The following is a 15,863-nucleotide window of genomic DNA, read 5'->3' as shown; positions in this document are numbered from 1 at the left end:
AATCGATCGTCAGGCGGCGATGCCCTGGTTGCCGCTGTTGCGCAGCATGTTGCGGAGGCGGTAGGCGATCGCCAAGGGCTTGGGGAAGGGCTTGCGCAGGAAGGCGACCTTGCGGACGTAATTGTCGACCCGCCAGCTTGCCCAGGTTCCGCCGGCGAAAAAGGCGACGTCGCCGGCACGCAGGGTTCGTTCCGTGCCGTCCTCGGCGGTGATATGAACCTCGCCTTCGAGGATCATCACTGTCTCGTCCCAGCCGAAACGCCAGCGGAATTCGCCCGCCGTGCAATCCCAGATCGCCGTCAGCGATGCCTCGTCATGGCCGCGCGAATGTTCGGCCGTGCGGGCCTGCGGATTGCCGCTGATAACCCAGTCCGGATTGATCGGCGTGGATTTAAGCGGCAGCAGACCGCTCGCATGCGCGACGAAGGATTTTCCGGCCGGCTTCGCCACGGCAGCATACGGCACCGAGCGCGCGGCCATGGCGACCGCACTTGCAAGCATCAGCTTCCAGGCCATGAAACAACCCCCAATTGTTATCCCTACCGAGTCGATAGCAGAGAGTCGTAAGAACCCGGTTCACGCGGGAACTAAAAGTTTAACGATCCGGAAATCCGATGGGTCGAAAGAGGCTCAGAAGGCATCAATAAAGTGCCGCGGCAGCCGGCCTGGCATGATCGCGACGATATCATAGCGCTGGGAAAGGCGGGCCTGATCCGCCTGGCGGGCAAGCCAGAGATCGCTTGCCGCCCGTATCCGCTTCTGCGCGGCGACAGAGACGGCGTCGACCGCCGCGGCCTCGCCATGGCGGGCCTTGACCTCAACGAAGACGGCGAGATCGCCCTTACGGGCGATGATGTCGATCTCGCCGAGCCTAGTGCGGTGGCGCAGCGCCAGGATGCGATAGCCCTTCAGCATCAGGAAGACGGCCGCGACATATTCCGACATGCGGCCCCGGCGCAGTGCCCTCCTCCTGATCGCGGTGAGATCGTTATCGCCCATCGGCGTTCTTGATCTCCAGCAGGCGCTGGTAGAGCACCTTGCGCGGCAGGCCGGTGAGGCGGGCGGCCTCGGTCGCGGCGCCTGCCGTCGGCATCGACTTCGACAGGTCGGCCAGCATGGCTTCGACATCGGCCTCAGCGGTCTCGACCGGCTCCGGCGGACCGATCACGAGGACGATCTCGCCCTTGACGTTTTCCACCTGTTGATAATGCGCCGCAAGGTCGGCAAGCGTGCCGCGGCGGAACTCTTCATAGGTCTTGGTCAGTTCGCGGCAGACGGAGGCGGGCCGAGCGCCGCCCAGCACATCGGCGGCGGCCAGAAGCGTTGCGCCGATGCGATGCGGCGATTCAAAGAAGATCAGCGTCGCGGGTGCTGCGGCAAGTTCACCCAGCCGGTCGCGGCGGGCCTTGTCCTTGGCCGGCAGGAAACCGGCGAAAAGAAAGGCATCGTTCGGCAGGCCGGAGCCGACAAGGGCTGCGAGCGGGGCGGAGGCGCCGGGAATGGGAATGACGCGGTAACCTGCCGCTATCGCCTGCTGCGCCAGCCGATAGCCGGGATCGGAGACCAGCGGCGTGCCGGCATCGGAAACCAGCGCCACCGAGCGCCCGGCTTCGAGCGCCTGCAGCAGCCTTGGACCGGCCTCGTCGGCATTGTGCTCGTGATAGGCAAAGGGGCGGTTCTGGATGCCGTAGCGGTCGAGCAGCACGCGGGTGACGCGCGTATCTTCGCAGGCAAGCACATCGGCGCCGGCCAGCGTTTCGAGCGCCCGCAGCGTGATATCGCCGAGATTGCCGATGGGAGTGGCGACGAGATAGAGCGCCGGCTCCAGCGGCCGCGCCGGCACCGCCATATTGTGCAGGCGGAAGCTTCGCCGGCTGGCGGCGTCCGCTGTGGTTTCCTCATTCATGCCATTTGCTTTCGTCCCGCCGGCTCGTCGCCGGCATCGAACCCTTATGGGCGAGCCGCACCGCTTCGGCAAGGGTTCGGATTTCTGTGAGCATTGCTCTGGAAAACCGCAAATGCAGGGGTGCCGACGTCCATGCCTCTTGCAAAGCAATGCTGAAGTCTGCCATTTTGCCCGTCCACTCCCCCGGCCTCAAGCCGGGACAGCATTCTTCGGGTGCTCGACGCGCCCGGACAGTCACGGTCGAAAGCGGTAGCATCCCATGCGTATTACTATTGAGCGGTCAAACCTGTTGAAATCGCTGAACCACGTCCACCGCGTGGTCGAACGTCGCAACACGATCCCGATCCTGTCCAACGTATTGCTCAAAGCCGACGGCCAGAAGCTCGATATGAAGGCGACCGACCTCGACCTCGAAATCACCGAGGCGACACCTGCTAGCGTCGAACAGCCCGGCGCCACCACCGTTCCCGCGCATCTTCTCTACGACATCGTGCGCAAGCTTTCCGACGGATCGGAAGTGCTGCTTGCCACCAGCCCCGATGGCGGCGCGATGACCGTGCAGTCCGGCCGCTCGAAATTCTCGCTGCAATGCCTGCCGGAATCGGACTTCCCTGATCTCACGGCCGGCACCTTCACGCATTCCTTCAAGCTGAAGGCGGCCGATCTGAAGATGCTGATCGACCGCACCCAATTCGCGATTTCGACGGAAGAGACGCGTTATTATCTGAACGGCATCTTCTTCCACACGATCGAGAGCAACGGCCAGCTGAAGCTCAGGGCGGTTGCGACCGACGGCCACCGGCTGGCGCGCGCCGATGTCGATGCGCCTTCCGGCTCCGAGGGGATGCCCGGCATCATCATTCCGCGCAAGACGGTCGGCGAGCTGCAGAAGCTGGTCGACAATCCCGAGGTAATGGTGACCGTCGAGGTCTCCGACGCCAAGATCCGGCTGACGATCGGCTCGATCGTCATGACCTCGAAACTGATCGACGGCACCTTCCCGGATTATCAGCGCGTCATCCCCACCGGCAACGACAAGGAAATGCGGGTCGACTGCACGAGTTTCGCACAGGCCGTCGACCGCGTCTCGACGATCTCCTCCGAGCGCGGCCGCGCCGTCAAGCTGGCGCTTTCCGAGGGGCAGTTGATGCTGACCGTCAACAATCCCGATTCCGGCAGCGCGACGGAAGAAGTTGCCGTCGGCTACGACACGGATGCGATGGAAATCGGCTTTAATGCCAAATACTTGCTCGACATCACCGCCCAGCTTTCCGGCGAGGAAGCGATCTTCCTGCTTGCCGATGCCGGCTCGCCGACGCTGATCCGCGACACGGCGGGCGACGATGCGCTCTACGTGCTGATGCCGATGCGCGTCTGACCGGAACGAAGGCCGCCCATTGCCGTTTTTCCTCCTGTCAAAACGGAGGATCCCATGACCAAAAAGACGGGAACGGTGCGCATCGGCATATCCGGCTGGACCTATGCGCCCTGGCGCGGTCAATTCTACCCGAAGGACCTGCCGCAGAAGCAGGAGCTTTCCTACGCCGCCCGGCACTTCCGGTCGATCGAGATCAACGGCACCTTCTACGGATTGCAGCGGCCCGAAAGCTTCGGCCGCTGGCGCGAGGAAACGCCGGAGGATTTCGTCTTCGCAGTCAAGGGACCGCGCTTCATCACCCATATGCTGCGGCTGCAGGATATCCAGACGGCGCTCGCCAATTTCCTCGCCTCCGGCCTTTTGCGGCTTGGTCCCAAGCTCGGACCGATCCTCTGGCAATTCCCGCCGAACATGGTCTTCGACCCATCCCTTTTCGAGAGCTTTTTGTCGCTGCTGCCGCACGACCGCGACGCAGCGACAGCGCTTGCGAAGCGTCACGACTGGCATATCAAGGGACCGGCCTGGCTTAAATGCGACGGGCACCAGCCGATCCGGCATGCGCTGGAGATTCGCCACGAGAGCTTCCGCTCACCCGCTTTCATCGACATGCTCAGGCGGCACAGGGTCGCTCTCGTCTGCGCCGATACGGTGAAATGGCCACTGCTGATGGATGTCACCGCCGATTTCATCTACTGCCGCCTGCATGGTTCCGAAAAGCTCTATGTCAGCGGCTACGAGGGCGAAGCGCTCGACATATGGGCGCAACGCATCCGCGCCTGGGCCACGGGTGGAGAAGCTGAGAATGCGACGCGAGTGCTGGCGCCCGTAGCGGCGCGCAGCAAAGGCCGTGACGTCTATCTCTATTTCGACAATACCGATGTGAAGCTGCGCGCGCCTATCGATGCCGATCAATTGAGCGAAAGGCTCGCCGATCTCATGCCCGGTTCAGCGCCGAAAGCCGCATGAACTGTTGATGCCGATGTCCTTGTTGCGAAAATCCTTGTCCCTTAAGCGACAAGCGGCATATTAAGGCATTCGATCAACATGCGGATGGGTGGAGAATGAGCTTACGGGTCAAGGTGAAGGAACGGTTGGGCAAGAAGTTCGACGACGAGATCCGCTTCTTCCGGGGCATGATGCAGGGGCCGAAGACGGTGGGCTCGATCGTGCCGACCTCCTCGATCACGGCGAAGCGCATGGCAAGCGTCGTCGATATCCATTCCGGGCTGCCGGTGCTTGAACTCGGACCGGGCACGGGTGCTATCACCAAGGCCATTCTCGGCCGCGGCGTCCGTCCGGAAAATCTCGTCGCAATCGAATATTCGACGGATTTTCATAAACATCTGCAGCGGACCTATCCCGGCGTGCACTTCATCAACGGCGATGCCTTCGATCTTCAGAGTACTCTTGGCAATTTCAGCGGTCTCACCTTCGATTCCGTCGTCTCGGGTATTCCGCTGCTGAATTTCCCGATGGCGAAGCGCATCTCGCTGCTCGAAAGCCTGCTCGATCGACTGCCGGCCGGCCGGCCGATGGTGCAGATTTCCTATGGCGCGATCTCGCCGATCGCCGCCAATCCCGACCGCTACCATATCCAGCATTTCGACTTCGTCATGCGCAATATTCCGCCGGCGCAGCTCTGGATCTATAAGCGCGGCTGAGATGTTCGGGATCTACATCACTCATCCGCAGGTCAGGATCGACCCAAACGTGCCGGTGCCGAAATGGGGGCTTTCCGATGTCGGCGCGGCGCGGGCGCGCAAAGCGGCAGAGAGCGGCTGGGCGAGGCAATTGCAACGCATCGTCTCCAGCGACGAGACGAAGGCGATCGAGACGGCCGAAATCCTGGCGGAAGCGTCCGGCGTGACGATCGAGATCGTCCACGCGACGCACGAGAACGACCGCACGGCCACCGGCTTCCTGCCGCCGCCGCAATTCGAAGAGGCGGCCGACTGGTTCTTCGCCCATCCGGAACAAAGCTTCAAGGGCTGGGAGCGCGCAGTCGACGCGCAGGCCCGCATCGTCGAGGCCGTTAATGCCGTTCTTGCCACGCATGATGCGACGGCGCCGATCGCCTTTGTCGGCCATGGCGGCGTCGGCACGCTGCTCAAATGCCATCTGGCGGGCAGCCCGATCGCGCGCGACCGCGACCAGCCCGGCGGCGGCGGCAATCTCTATGCTTTCGGTCTTGCGGATCGGCGCCTAACATGCGACTGGACGCCCATCGAAGACTGGCAGGGGTGACTTCAGATGGACGCACGCGAGCGGTTGATCGTCGGCCTGGATGTTCCAACGATCGGCGAGGCGGAAAGACTGGTTTCCACGCTCGGCGACGACATTCTCTTCTATAAGATCGGCTATCAGCTGGTCTTTGCCGGCGGCCTGGAATTCGCCCGTGATCTTGCCGCAAGCGGCAAGAAGATCTTTCTCGACATGAAGCTGCTCGACATCGACAACACTGTCGCCTCCGGCGTCGAGAACATCGCCAAGATGGGCATGTCGATGCTGACGCTGCATGCCTATCCGAAAGCCATGAAGGCAGCGGTCGAGGCCGCAGCCGGCTCCGGCCTCTGCCTGCTCGGCGTGACCGTGCTGACCTCGATGGATGCCGACGACCTTGCCGAGGCGGGCTACAGCCAGGATCCGCACAGCCTGGTGCTGCGCCGCGCCGAACAGGCGCGCGCAGCCGGCATGGGCGGTATCGTCTGCTCGGCGGAAGAAGCGGCTGCAGTGCGCGAAATCGTCGGACCCGACATGGCCATCGTCACCCCCGGCATTCGCCCTGATGGTAGCGACAAGGGCGACCAGAAGCGGGTGATGACGCCTTTCGACGCGCTGAAGGCGGGAGCGACGCATCTCGTTGTCGGCCGGCCTGTCGTCAAGGCTCCGGATCCCCGCGATGCCGCCCGCGCGATCCTCAGCGAGATGGTGAGCGCGCTCTGGCCGGCAAATCGCTGACCGCAATCAACGACAAAAGGGATAAGACCATGGCCAAAGGATACTGGATCGCCCGCGTCGACGTTCGCGATGCCGAGCGCTACAAGGATTACGTGGCGGCCGCCAAGCCGGCCTTCGAAAAATATGGCGCGAATTTCCTGGCGCGCGGCGGCGCCTTTACCGAACTCGAGGGCAAGGCGCGCGTCCGCAACGTAGTGATTGAATTCCCGTCGATGCAGCATGCGGTCGACTGCTACAATTCGCCGGAATATCAGATCGCCGCGAAAATCCGCCAGGAGGCCGCGGATGCGGAAATGGTCGTCGTCGAAGGCGTCTGATCGACGTTACATCTTAAAAAACTGACGGCGTGATGGGCCTTCCCGTCGCGCAGGGATTCGGCTAAGACGAGAGCCAATTCAGCATCCCGCAAAGCCTTTCGAGGAGCCTGCCATGACCCTTGCCAACCTGCCGCCGCTCGTTACCGTGTTCGGAGGCTCCGGTTTCGTGGGCAGGCACGTGGTTCGGGCGCTGGCCAAGCGCGGTTATAACATCCGCGTCGCCGTGCGCCGTCCCGATCTCGCCGGCTTCCTGCAGCCGCTCGGCAATGTCGGCCAGATCTCCTTCGTGCAGGCGAACCTGCGCTACCGCAGCTCGATCGACCGCGCCGTCGACGGGGCAAGCCATGTCGTCAACTGCGTCGGCATTCTGCACGAGGCCGGCCGCAACACATTCGACGCCGTGCAGGAATTCGGCGGCCGTGCGGTTGCCGAAGCGGCGCGCGGCGCGGGTGCGACGCTGACGCATATTTCGGCGATCGGCGCCGACGCGAAATCCGATTCCGACTATGGCCGCACCAAGGGCCGCGCCGAAACGGCCATCCTGTCGGTCAAGACCGATGCGGTGATCTTCCGTCCGTCGATCGTCTTCGGACCGGAGGACAGCTTCTTCAACAAGTTTGCCGAGATGGCACGCATGTCGCCGATCCTGCCGCTTATTGGCGGCGGCAAGACGAAATTCCAGCCTGTCTATGTCGAGGATATCGCCGAGGCCGTCGCCCGCGCCGTCGACGGCAAGGTCGCCGGCGGCAAGGTCTATGAGCTTGGCGGGCCTGAGGTGCTCAGCTTCCGTGAATGTCTCGAGACGATGCTGAAGGTAACGTGCCGTAAGAACCCGCTGGTATCCCTGCCCTTCGGCATCGCTTCGATGATCGGCAGCATCGCTTCGCTGGTCCCCTTCATAACGCCGCCGATCACGCCGGATCAGGTGCGCATGCTGAAGCGCGACAATGTCGTCTCCAAGGAAGCCGAGGCGGAAGGCCGCACGCTGAAGGGCCTCGGCATTGCGCCCACCATGGTGGCATCGGTGCTTGGCTCCTATCTCGTGCACTATCGTCCGCACGGCCAGTATACCGGCACCGGCAAGGCCGCCTGACCATCTTCTCCAACCGATCAGATTTGGCCGTCTGCGGATCCCGCGGGCGGCCTTTTGGCGTTGCCGTGTCCTGCAAAGCCCGGCGCAAGCCTGGGGTGTTTTGCTGTCCACCACATTGAGTTGCGTTGCATAAAAGACGCATCGGAATTTTTGTGGAATTAACGCGAAATTTAGCAGGAACGTTTATTGCTATTTGCCATTCCACTGACTACCAAACCCGCGCGTCTTCCAACGGACTCAACGCCTGCGGTCGCGCGCGGCAATCACTGTGAAAGGCAATTCTCGATGGGCAAGTCAATCGCGCTCCTGTTTGCGTGTGCGGCGCTGGTTATCCTTGCAGGCTCTTTCGTTGCGCCCGGTTCGGTCGCGGCGGTAAAGGGCGATTGCTCGCCGGCCTACGGCGTCGATCCTTGCTCGACGGCTTCGATCATCCATTGACGAAAAGCCGGCCCTCAGCCGGCATCCTGCTCAAGCAAGCAGTCGATCGGAACGCCTGAAACAGGGCGCTTCGAGATCACCGCTCAGTTTCGCCTGCTTCAAAGCGGCGGTGGGAGCGTATCCCCTCAATGACTAGCTGAAAAATTCGGCGCCTTGCCGGTAATCGAGTGCCTGTTTGTGCGGTCCGACGGGGCATTTGCATTCGCGCGCCGGGAGTTGCGCGAATGCAATGCAGGACGGATACCTCAGGCAATCAAGCCGGTCGCGGCCATGCCGAGCAGCAAGACGCCGAGAATGATGCGGTAGATGGCAAACAGGGTAAACCGGTTGCTTCTGATATAGGCAAGCAGCCATTTGACCGCGATGAAGGCGACGACGGTGGAGACGACGAAGGCGATGCCGAGCGCCGTCCAGTCTTCGCCTGCCGCTCCGCCATCCCTGAACGTCTTCAGCAATTCATAGGCGCTTGCCGCGTACATTGTGGGTATGCCGACGAGAAAGGCAAACTCGGTCGCCGCGGCGCGGTTGCCCGTGCCTGCCAGCATGGCGACGAAGATGGTGGCGCCGGAGCGCGAGGTTCCCGGGAAGACGCCGGCAACGATCTGGGCGATGCCGACCAGGATGGCGACAAGCCAGGTAATCTCTTTATGCGGCGGCCTGCGGGCGGCGGCCCATTCGGCAAAGATCATCCAGATACCGCCGATGATGAGCGCCCAGGCGATCGGTGTTGCGGTCTCCGGCAGTTCAAAGCCGAGCTTCTTGACGATAAGTCCGAGAATTGCGGTGATGAGAAACGCGACGATCAGCTTGGCGGCATAGTCGCGATTGACGGGATCACGCCAGCCAAGCACCAGATCCAGCAGACGACGCCAGTAGATGATGGTGACGGCGAGGATGGCGCCTGCCTGAATGACGATGTTGAACATGTCCGACCGATGTCCGAGCCATTGCTCGGCAATGATCAGGTGGCCGGTGCTCGAGATCGGCAGAAATTCGGTGATCCCCTCTATGACACCGAGAATTGCAGCATTTATATAATCCATACATTGTCTCCGGTTTAAAGTTCGGTCGGGCCTGAGCGCTTGGGCCGATCAGGCTGCCGCTTCCATTCGTTCGTTAGACCGTGTTTCGCCATTATCAGATGGCCTGAAAAATCCGATTCGCTTGTATTGGCGGGGCCAAACTCCTATAGCTTCAACCAATGAGTCATGACTAGGGCGCTATAATCGAGCTGCCACACAGTCCTGTAACAGCAATCACAAAGCCCGAGTATCGATGCCCACGCTTTATCATCATCCCATGTCATCCGCATCTCGCTTCGTCCGGCTGATCCTGGCGGAATACGGCTATCAGGCGGATCTGATCGAGGAGCAGACATGGGAGAAGCGCCGGGATTTCCTGGCGCTCAATCCGGCCGGCACGCTGCCGGTCTATGTCGACGACAGCATGCGCGCGCTCTGCGGCGCGAGCGTCATTTCCGAATATCTGGACGAGACGCACGGCGTCTTGAAGCGCGACCGGCGGCTGCTCGCCGAAGACCCTTTCCAGCGGGCGGAAATCCGCCGGCTGACCGAATGGTTCATGCAGAAGATGGAAAACGACGTGACCAAGCCGCTCGCCCGCGAGCGTGTCTACAAGTTGCAGATGACCGCCGATCAGGGCGGCGGCGCGCCGGATTCGAAGGTTTTACGCACGGCCCGCGCGAATATCCGTCAGCATATGCGTTATCTCACCTGGCTTGCCGGCTCGCGTCAGTGGCTGGCGGGCGAGCGGATGAGCTATGCCGACCTTGCCGCCGCGGCCTCGATCTCGATCCTCGATTATCTCGGCGAGATCGAGTGGGCGGATTCGCCCGTCGTCAAGGACTGGTACCAGCGGCTGAAGTCACGTCCCTCCTTCCGGCCGATGCTGACCGAGCGCGTGCGCGGCCTGACACCGGTTTCACACTATGCCGATCTGGATTTCTGACGAGGGCTCTTCATGCCCGAACCTGACAATGTCGACAAAGAGCGCCGCCGCCGCGACAATTTGACCGAGTTCGTTCGGGCGGAATCTGCCGCCAAGGGCTTCGATCTTTGCCGCATCACGCGACCGGACGCGATCCCTGAAGCGAAAGAGCGTCTCGGCCAGTTCATCGATGCCGGGCGTCACGGGACGATGGACTGGATGGCGGAGACGCGCGACCGGCGCGGCGATCCGCGCGCACTCTGGAGCGAGGTGCGCTCCGTCGTCGTCTTCGGCCTCAATTACGCTCCGGAAGAAGATCCCCGCGGCATTCTCGACAAGCCGGACAAGGCAGCGATATCAGTCTATGCCCGCAACCGCGATTATCACGACGTCATCAAGGGCCGGCTGAAGGAGATCGCCACGCGCTTTGCGGCGCGGGCAGGCGCCGATGTAAAGGTCTTCGTCGATACGGCGCCGGTGATGGAAAAGCCCTTAGCGGCGGCGGCCGGGCTCGGCTGGCAGGGGAAACATACCAATCTCGTCAGCCGCATGCACGGCTCCTGGTTGTTCCTCGGCACGATGTTCACCACCGCCGATCTTGTAATCGACGCGCCGGAGAGCGATCATTGCGGCACCTGCCGCGCCTGCCTCGACATCTGTCCGACGGCTGCCTTCCCGGCGCCTTACCAGATCGACGCGCGGCGCTGCATCTCTTATCTCACCATCGAGCACAAGGGACCGATCGACGCCGATTTGCGCATATTGATCGGCAATCGCATCTACGGCTGCGACGACTGTCTTGCCGCCTGTCCCTGGAACAAGTTCGCAAGCTCCGCCTCCGAGATGAAGCTACAGGCGCGGGAAGATCTGAAGGAGCCGTCGATCGCCTTTCTGCTGACGCTTGACGATGCCGCCTTCCGTGCCTTTTTCAGCGGCTCGCCGGTGAAGCGGATCGGCCGCGACCGTTTCGTCCGCAACGTGCTGATCGCCGCCGGCAATTCCGGCGACAAGGCGCTCATCGGGCCATGTCGCCGGCTTTCAGACGATCCCTCACCCGTGGTGCGCGGCATGGCGGTCTGGGCACTTTCGCGGCTGATGGAGGCCGGCGAATTTGCGGCCTTTGCCGCACAAAGGGCGGATGAGAGAGATGACGACGTCCTGAACGAATGGCGATTGGCGGGAGTGGGTTGATGCATGTGATGATTTTTGGCTGCGGCTATTCCGGCACGGCAATCGCCAAGGCCTTTGCCGGCGACGACGTGCGGGTTTCCGGCACCACGCGCTCACCTGACAAGATGGAGGCGCTCCGCCGGAACGGCATCGAAGCTTTCCTTTTCGACGGCGAGAGCATGGAAGCGGGGCTGCGGCGGGCTTTGACTGGTGTAACGCATCTGGTCCAGTCGATCGCCCCTGGAAGAGCCGACCCGCTGCTGCGGCTGCTTGATAAAGACGGCGCACGCCTGCTGCCGAAGCTCGAATGGATCGGTTATCTCTCCACGGTCGGCGTCTATGGCGATCACCAGGGCGCCTGGGTGAGTGAGGAAACGCCGTGCCTGCCCGTTTCCGGACGGTCGACCGAGCGGCTCGAGGCGGAAGAGGGCTGGCTGGCGATGGGCCGGGAGCGCGGCGTGCCGGCGGCGGTGCTGCGCCTTTCCGGCATCTATGGGCCGGGCCGCAACGCCTTCTGCAATCTGGACAAGGGCACGGCGCGACGGCTGATCAAGAAGGACCAGGTGTTCAACCGCATCCGCGTCGAAGATATTGGTGCTTCGACACGCTTCCTGTCGGAGCGCGGCCTCGGCGGCATCTATAATGTCACCGACGACCGGCCCGGCCCCCCGCAGGATGTGATCGTTGAGGCAGCCCGCCTGATGGGCGTCGAACCGCCGCCGGAGCAGGCGTTCGAGACCGCCGAATTGACGCCGATGGCGCGCACCTTTTACGGCGAGAACAAACGGGTTTCGAATGCGAAACTGAAGGCCGCCGGCTTCGCATTCTCCTTCCCGAACTATCCCATGTCGCTTGCGCAATTGTGGCGGGATGGACGCTGGTGGGGGGAGTAGAACTCAGTCCTGTTTGCGACGGATATGTTCACCCAAAATGAGTAGGAAATTCCTACTTTCCCGGTTTGGCCGGACAATTTTCGCCGCATCTTATGGTTAACGGCCTTTGAATTTGCCCAAATGTGGCAATAAATATGGCGAAATGGGAAAAATATTTTCGCGATTTTCGTGAACGCCATGGCGTTAACTATCCCTTCGGAAAATTCGTTCGGATTTTAACTGATTTTATTAGGTTTTTTCCACGTTTTGGCGCGGCGCGCATTCCTGGAATCCCGACACCACACTCACGAATGTTACCGACTGTAATATTCCGTGAACAGTAGCGGCACTTTTTCGCCACTTTTTCGCAGATTTAAGCCCCGCCGCCTGCAAGGGCGTGAGTTCAATAGTTGAGGGATACTCTGTTTTGAAGAACATACGTCGTTCTATTGTCGCCGCTGTAACTATTGCAGCCTGTTCTTCCATGCTTCCGGCGGAAGGTTTTGCTGGCAATGGTTGTGGCGGTGCTTCATGGTACGCACTTCGCTCCAAAACTGCTTCCGGGGAACGTATGAACCCTGCCATCTTGACTGCCGCACATCGTTCGCTTGCTTTCGGCACCAAGGTGAAGGTCACCAACCGCAACAATGGCCGCACCGTCGTCGTTCGTATCAACGATCGTGGTCCGTTCATCCGTGGTCGTGTGATCGACCTGTCGCGCGCCGCCGCGCAGAATATCGGCATGGTGAGCTCCGGCACTGCGAAGGTCTGCTACCAGGTCGTCAGCTGAGGCCGCCACTGACTGCGCCGGAAGCGGCGCTTGCTCTTGCCGTCAATCGCGGTTACCACCCGGTTGAGACTTGTGAACAAACGACTGCGTGACACTCGCGTTTGCGCTGATCGTTCACACGCCACGGCAACAGGAGACATGTGAATGCGTCTGGGCGGCCGCCTCGAAGGGGCGATTTCTGTGCTCGCGGACATCGATGCCCGCAAGCGGCCTGTCGCCGACGCGCTGAAGGACTGGGGCCTTGCGCACCGCTTCGCCGGCTCCGGCGATCGTGCTGCGATCGGCAACATCGTCTATGACGCACTGCGCATGCGGCTTTCCCATGCATGGCTGATGGATGACGACAGTCCTGCTGCCATTGCCCATGCCGTCATGTTCCGCCAATGGGGTTTCACACCTGACCGTCTTGCCACTGAGCTGGCGGATGACAAATTTGCGCCGGCGCCGCTTTCAGCCGACGCTGTTGCGGCCTTTCAAAGCCGCTCGCTCGACGATGCGCCGCCGCATATCCGCGGCGATATTCCCGAATGGGTCCAACCCTCCTTCGAACAGGCCTTCGGCGCCGGATGGCTCGCCGAGGCACAGGCGCTCGCCGCCCGCCCGACGCTCGATCTGCGCGCCAACAGCCTCAAGGCGTCCCGCGACAAGGTCGTCAAGGCGCTCGAAAGAGCCAACGCGCATGCTGCGAAGATCGCCCGCTACGGCATCCGGATTGCCGCTGGCGAAGGCGCCTCGCGTCTTCCCAACGTGACAGCCGAGCTTTCGTTCCAGAAAGGCTGGTTCGAAGTTCAGGACGAGGGATCACAGATCGTCGCTGACCTGGTGCTCGCCCATGATGGCGAACAGGTTCTCGACTATTGCGCCGGCGGCGGCGGCAAGACGCTCGCCATGGCCGCGGCCATGCAGAACAAGGGACAGGTTCACGCCTATGACGCCGACCGCAAACGGCTGGCGCCGATCATCGAGCGGCTGAAGCGGGCGGGCACACGCAATGTCCAGGTGCATGACGATGCCAGGGCGCTCGCCGCCCTTGCCGGACGCTGCGACAAGGTGTTAGTCGACGCGCCCTGCACCGGCACCGGCACATGGCGCCGCCGCCCCGATACGAAATGGCGGCTGACCGCGAAGAACCTCGACGAACGCACCGCCCAGCAACAGGACGCGCTGGCGCAGGCGAGCAGCTTCGTCAAATCAGGCGGCGAACTGATCTATGTGACCTGCTCGGTCCTGCCCCAAGAGAACGAGGAACAGGCGCGCCGCTTCACGGCTGACAATCCTGATTTTCAGATCGTCAGTGCCCTGCCTGCCTGGGATCAGCTCTTCGGAAAGGACGCCCCGCGTCCGCACTCTTCCGACGGCCTGTCGGTGACTTTGACCCCCGCTTCCACCGATACAGACGGCTTCTTCTTCTGCCGCATGCAGCGGAAGGGCTGACGCGACTTAGCGGAGGCCTCAGCAACTGCCGGTTTTTCAAGCAAATGCCGTTCAAAAATGACCGGTTAGCCACGCCTGTCCGTTCTTAAAATCATTCCAAACTAGAGTGTTTGACACCAGTTTGCTTTTGCGCGAAGAGACGGAGCCCGATTACAGCGCCGCGCGTCTTATCAGACGCGCAAAGGACGCTGTAACACTTTGAATCGACGCATCGTGCTTTCCGAAAATCGATTCCGATTTTCGGGCCGATGCGGTAGACGGAAAATCCCGTCACAGGAGAGGATCATGAAGCTCAACACATTCCGCGCAGCCGTGCTGGCGATTGCCCCCGCCGCCCTGCTCGCCCTTCCTGCGCATGCCGCGACCGATGCTGCTAGCGTGGTGAAACACTATGCCGACGTGGCGCATGCAAAATACGAAGACTCGCTGACGACGGCCAAGGCGCTCGACGCCGCGATCGACGCCTTCCTGAAGGCGCCGACTGATGCGACGCTCAAGGCCGCCAGGGAGGCCTGGATCAAGGCGCGCGTCCCCTACCAGCAGACGGAAGTCTATCGCTTCGGCAATCCGATCGTCGACGACTGGGAAGGCAAGGTCAATGCGTGGCCGCTCGATGAAGGCCTGATTGACTATGTCGATGCTTCCTACGGCACCGAGAGCGACGAAAATTCTCTCTATGTGGCAAATGTCATCGCCAACAAGACGATCAAGATCGACGGCAAAGATGTCGACGCCTCCAAGCTGACGCCGGAATTCCTCTCCGGCACGCTGGCCGAGGCCGGCGGCATCGAAGCCAATGTCGCGACCGGCTATCACGCCATCGAATTCCTGCTTTGGGGTCAGGATCTGAACGGCACGGGTCCCGGCGCCGGCGATCGTCCGGCAACCGATTACGACCTCAAGAACTGCACGCACGGCAATTGCGACCGCCGCGCCGAATATCTGAAATCCGCCTCCACCCTGCTGGTTTCCGACCTGCAGGAAATGACCGACAACTGGACGCCGGACGGCGCTGCGACGAAGAACGTCGAAGCCGATCCGAAGGCCGGCCTCGTCGCGATCCTGACGGGCATGGGTTCGCTTTCCTACGGCGAGCTCGCCGGCGAGCGCATGAAGCTCGGCCTGCTGCTGCACGATCCGGAAGAAGAGCATGATTGCTTCTCGGACAATACCTACAACTCGCATCTCAACGACGCGATCGGCATCGCTGCCGCCTATACCGGCAACTATACCCGCGTCGACGGCACCAAGCTCAGCGGCCCGTCGCTGCATGATCGGGTGGCCGCCAAGGACAAGGCGCTCGATGCCGAAGTGGAAGGCAAGCTCAACAAGACGCTCGATGCGATGAATGCCATGGCAAAGCGCGGCGAGACCGTCGAAAAGTACGATCAGATGATCGGCGAAGGCAACAAGGAAGGCAACGCCGTCGTTCAGGCCGCCATCGACGGCCTGATCGACCAAACGAAATCGGTGCAGCGCGTTATTGCCGCACTCGATCTCGGCACGGTTCAGCTTGAAGGTTCCGACAGCTTGGATAATCCTAACGCCGTCTTCAAATAA

Annotated in this window: 18 protein-coding genes; 14 read left to right on the top strand and 4 right to left on the bottom strand. The window is 61.8% G+C overall.

Annotation, left to right across the window (positions count from 1 at the left end; translation table 11 throughout):
* Nucleotides 1–9: 9 nt before the first annotated feature.
* The 3 genes from AC245Y_RS23685 to rsmI form a co-directional block, all read right to left on the bottom strand.
* Nucleotides 10–516, bottom strand: coding sequence for a cupin domain-containing protein (locus tag AC245Y_RS23685; RefSeq protein WP_017995784.1), 507 nt, complete (start codon nt 514–516; stop codon nt 10–12).
* 114 nt (nt 517–630) lie between these two features.
* Nucleotides 631–999 carry a YraN family protein gene (locus AC245Y_RS23680; protein ID WP_012759838.1) on the bottom strand — a complete coding sequence of 123 codons (369 nt, stop codon included), beginning with the start codon at nt 997–999 and terminating at the stop codon, nt 631–633.
* Nucleotides 989–1,906 carry a 16S rRNA (cytidine(1402)-2'-O)-methyltransferase gene (gene rsmI / locus AC245Y_RS23675; RefSeq protein ID WP_017995783.1) on the bottom strand — a complete coding sequence of 306 codons (918 nt, stop codon included), beginning with the start codon at nt 1,904–1,906 and terminating at the stop codon, nt 989–991. Before rsmI ends, AC245Y_RS23680 begins: the two co-directional genes overlap by 11 nt.
* Nucleotides 1,907–2,165: 259 nt before the next feature.
* Between rsmI and dnaN the strand changes: the two genes are divergently transcribed.
* The 8 genes from dnaN to AC245Y_RS23635 all read left to right on the top strand — a co-directional run bounded on the left by dnaN (nt 2,166) and on the right by AC245Y_RS23635 (nt 8,090).
* Nucleotides 2,166–3,284 carry a DNA polymerase III subunit beta gene (gene dnaN / locus AC245Y_RS23670; protein ID WP_003544738.1) on the top strand — a complete coding sequence of 373 codons (1,119 nt, stop codon included), beginning with the start codon at nt 2,166–2,168 and terminating at the stop codon, nt 3,282–3,284.
* 54 nt (nt 3,285–3,338) lie between these two features.
* The gene (locus AC245Y_RS23665; protein WP_012759836.1) at nt 3,339–4,250 is read left to right on the top strand and encodes a DUF72 domain-containing protein; all 912 of its coding nucleotides are present in this window, start codon (nt 3,339–3,341) and stop codon (nt 4,248–4,250) included.
* 95 nt (nt 4,251–4,345) lie between these two features.
* Nucleotides 4,346–4,945, top strand: a complete 600-nt coding sequence (gene pmtA / locus AC245Y_RS23660) for a phospholipid N-methyltransferase PmtA (RefSeq protein WP_012759835.1) — start codon at nt 4,346–4,348, stop codon at nt 4,943–4,945.
* A 1-nt stretch (nt 4,946) separates the two neighbouring features.
* Entirely contained in the window at nt 4,947–5,528 is a 582-nt protein-coding gene (locus AC245Y_RS23655; protein ID WP_017995782.1) for a histidine phosphatase family protein, read from the top strand.
* A gap of 6 nt (nt 5,529–5,534) precedes the next feature.
* Nucleotides 5,535–6,242, top strand: a complete 708-nt coding sequence (pyrF, locus tag AC245Y_RS23650; protein WP_012759833.1) for an orotidine-5'-phosphate decarboxylase — start codon at nt 5,535–5,537, stop codon at nt 6,240–6,242.
* Between the two features lie 29 nt (nt 6,243–6,271).
* Nucleotides 6,272–6,559, top strand: coding sequence for a DUF1330 domain-containing protein (locus tag AC245Y_RS23645; protein WP_012759832.1), 288 nt, complete (start codon nt 6,272–6,274; stop codon nt 6,557–6,559).
* 112 nt (nt 6,560–6,671) lie between these two features.
* The gene (locus AC245Y_RS23640; protein WP_017995781.1) at nt 6,672–7,652 is read left to right on the top strand and encodes a complex I NDUFA9 subunit family protein; all 981 of its coding nucleotides are present in this window, start codon (nt 6,672–6,674) and stop codon (nt 7,650–7,652) included.
* 285 nt (nt 7,653–7,937) lie between these two features.
* The gene (locus tag AC245Y_RS23635) at nt 7,938–8,090 is read left to right on the top strand and encodes a hypothetical protein (protein ID WP_003544729.1); all 153 of its coding nucleotides are present in this window, start codon (nt 7,938–7,940) and stop codon (nt 8,088–8,090) included.
* Nucleotides 8,091–8,335: 245 nt separating this feature from the next.
* Here the strand turns inward: AC245Y_RS23635 and AC245Y_RS23630 are convergent, their stop codons facing one another.
* Nucleotides 8,336–9,133 carry an undecaprenyl-diphosphate phosphatase gene (locus tag AC245Y_RS23630; RefSeq protein ID WP_012759830.1) on the bottom strand — a complete coding sequence of 266 codons (798 nt, stop codon included), beginning with the start codon at nt 9,131–9,133 and terminating at the stop codon, nt 8,336–8,338.
* 232 nt (nt 9,134–9,365) lie between these two features.
* On the opposite strand from AC245Y_RS23630, the gene AC245Y_RS23625 reads away from it, so the two are divergent.
* From AC245Y_RS23625 to AC245Y_RS23600, 6 genes are all read left to right on the top strand, one after another.
* The gene (locus tag AC245Y_RS23625) at nt 9,366–10,058 is read left to right on the top strand and encodes a glutathione S-transferase family protein (RefSeq protein WP_003544722.1); all 693 of its coding nucleotides are present in this window, start codon (nt 9,366–9,368) and stop codon (nt 10,056–10,058) included.
* A gap of 12 nt (nt 10,059–10,070) precedes the next feature.
* Nucleotides 10,071–11,228 carry a tRNA epoxyqueuosine(34) reductase QueG gene (gene queG / locus AC245Y_RS23620; RefSeq protein ID WP_012759829.1) on the top strand — a complete coding sequence of 386 codons (1,158 nt, stop codon included), beginning with the start codon at nt 10,071–10,073 and terminating at the stop codon, nt 11,226–11,228.
* The gene (locus tag AC245Y_RS23615) at nt 11,228–12,100 is read left to right on the top strand and encodes an SDR family oxidoreductase (protein ID WP_012759828.1); all 873 of its coding nucleotides are present in this window, start codon (nt 11,228–11,230) and stop codon (nt 12,098–12,100) included. The genes queG and AC245Y_RS23615 overlap by 1 nt, the downstream gene beginning before the upstream one ends.
* A 406-nt stretch (nt 12,101–12,506) precedes the next feature.
* Complete coding sequence (locus tag AC245Y_RS23610; protein WP_012759827.1) at nt 12,507–12,869, top strand: septal ring lytic transglycosylase RlpA family protein; 363 nt, start codon at nt 12,507–12,509, stop codon at nt 12,867–12,869.
* 144 nt (nt 12,870–13,013) lie between these two features.
* A complete protein-coding gene (locus AC245Y_RS23605; RefSeq protein ID WP_012759826.1) occupies nt 13,014–14,303 on the top strand; it encodes an RsmB/NOP family class I SAM-dependent RNA methyltransferase in 1,290 nt (429 codons plus the stop codon).
* Between the two features lie 285 nt (nt 14,304–14,588).
* Nucleotides 14,589–15,863 carry an imelysin family protein gene (locus tag AC245Y_RS23600; protein ID WP_017995780.1) on the top strand — a complete coding sequence of 425 codons (1,275 nt, stop codon included), beginning with the start codon at nt 14,589–14,591 and terminating at the stop codon, nt 15,861–15,863.

It is taken from the genome of Rhizobium sp. SRDI943 (genome assembly GCF_057653695.1).
Note: the sequence above shows the minus strand (reverse complement) of the source record. Positions and strands in the feature narration are given on the sequence as shown.

Coding starts and splice junctions, on each gene's coding strand:
- AC245Y_RS23615 (WP_012759828.1), top strand. CDS start 11,228: ATGCATGTGATGATTTTTGGCTGCGGCTATTCCGGCACGGCAATCGCC.
- AC245Y_RS23605 (WP_012759826.1), top strand. CDS start 13,014: ATGCGTCTGGGCGGCCGCCTCGAAGGGGCGATTTCTGTGCTCGCGGAC.
- rsmI (WP_017995783.1), bottom strand. CDS start 1,906: ATGAATGAGGAAACCACAGCGGACGCCGCCAGCCGGCGAAGCTTCCGC.
- AC245Y_RS23685 (WP_017995784.1), bottom strand. CDS start 516: ATGGCCTGGAAGCTGATGCTTGCAAGTGCGGTCGCCATGGCCGCGCGC.
- AC245Y_RS23665 (WP_012759836.1), top strand. CDS start 3,339: ATGACCAAAAAGACGGGAACGGTGCGCATCGGCATATCCGGCTGGACC.
- queG (WP_012759829.1), top strand. CDS start 10,071: ATGCCCGAACCTGACAATGTCGACAAAGAGCGCCGCCGCCGCGACAAT.
- dnaN (WP_003544738.1), top strand. CDS start 2,166: ATGCGTATTACTATTGAGCGGTCAAACCTGTTGAAATCGCTGAACCAC.
- AC245Y_RS23630 (WP_012759830.1), bottom strand. CDS start 9,133: ATGGATTATATAAATGCTGCAATTCTCGGTGTCATAGAGGGGATCACC.
- pmtA (WP_012759835.1), top strand. CDS start 4,346: ATGAGCTTACGGGTCAAGGTGAAGGAACGGTTGGGCAAGAAGTTCGAC.
- AC245Y_RS23625 (WP_003544722.1), top strand. CDS start 9,366: ATGCCCACGCTTTATCATCATCCCATGTCATCCGCATCTCGCTTCGTC.
- AC245Y_RS23640 (WP_017995781.1), top strand. CDS start 6,672: ATGACCCTTGCCAACCTGCCGCCGCTCGTTACCGTGTTCGGAGGCTCC.
- AC245Y_RS23655 (WP_017995782.1), top strand. CDS start 4,947: ATGTTCGGGATCTACATCACTCATCCGCAGGTCAGGATCGACCCAAAC.
- AC245Y_RS23600 (WP_017995780.1), top strand. CDS start 14,589: ATGAAGCTCAACACATTCCGCGCAGCCGTGCTGGCGATTGCCCCCGCC.
- AC245Y_RS23680 (WP_012759838.1), bottom strand. CDS start 999: ATGGGCGATAACGATCTCACCGCGATCAGGAGGAGGGCACTGCGCCGG.
- AC245Y_RS23635 (WP_003544729.1), top strand. CDS start 7,938: ATGGGCAAGTCAATCGCGCTCCTGTTTGCGTGTGCGGCGCTGGTTATC.
- AC245Y_RS23645 (WP_012759832.1), top strand. CDS start 6,272: ATGGCCAAAGGATACTGGATCGCCCGCGTCGACGTTCGCGATGCCGAG.
- pyrF (WP_012759833.1), top strand. CDS start 5,535: ATGGACGCACGCGAGCGGTTGATCGTCGGCCTGGATGTTCCAACGATC.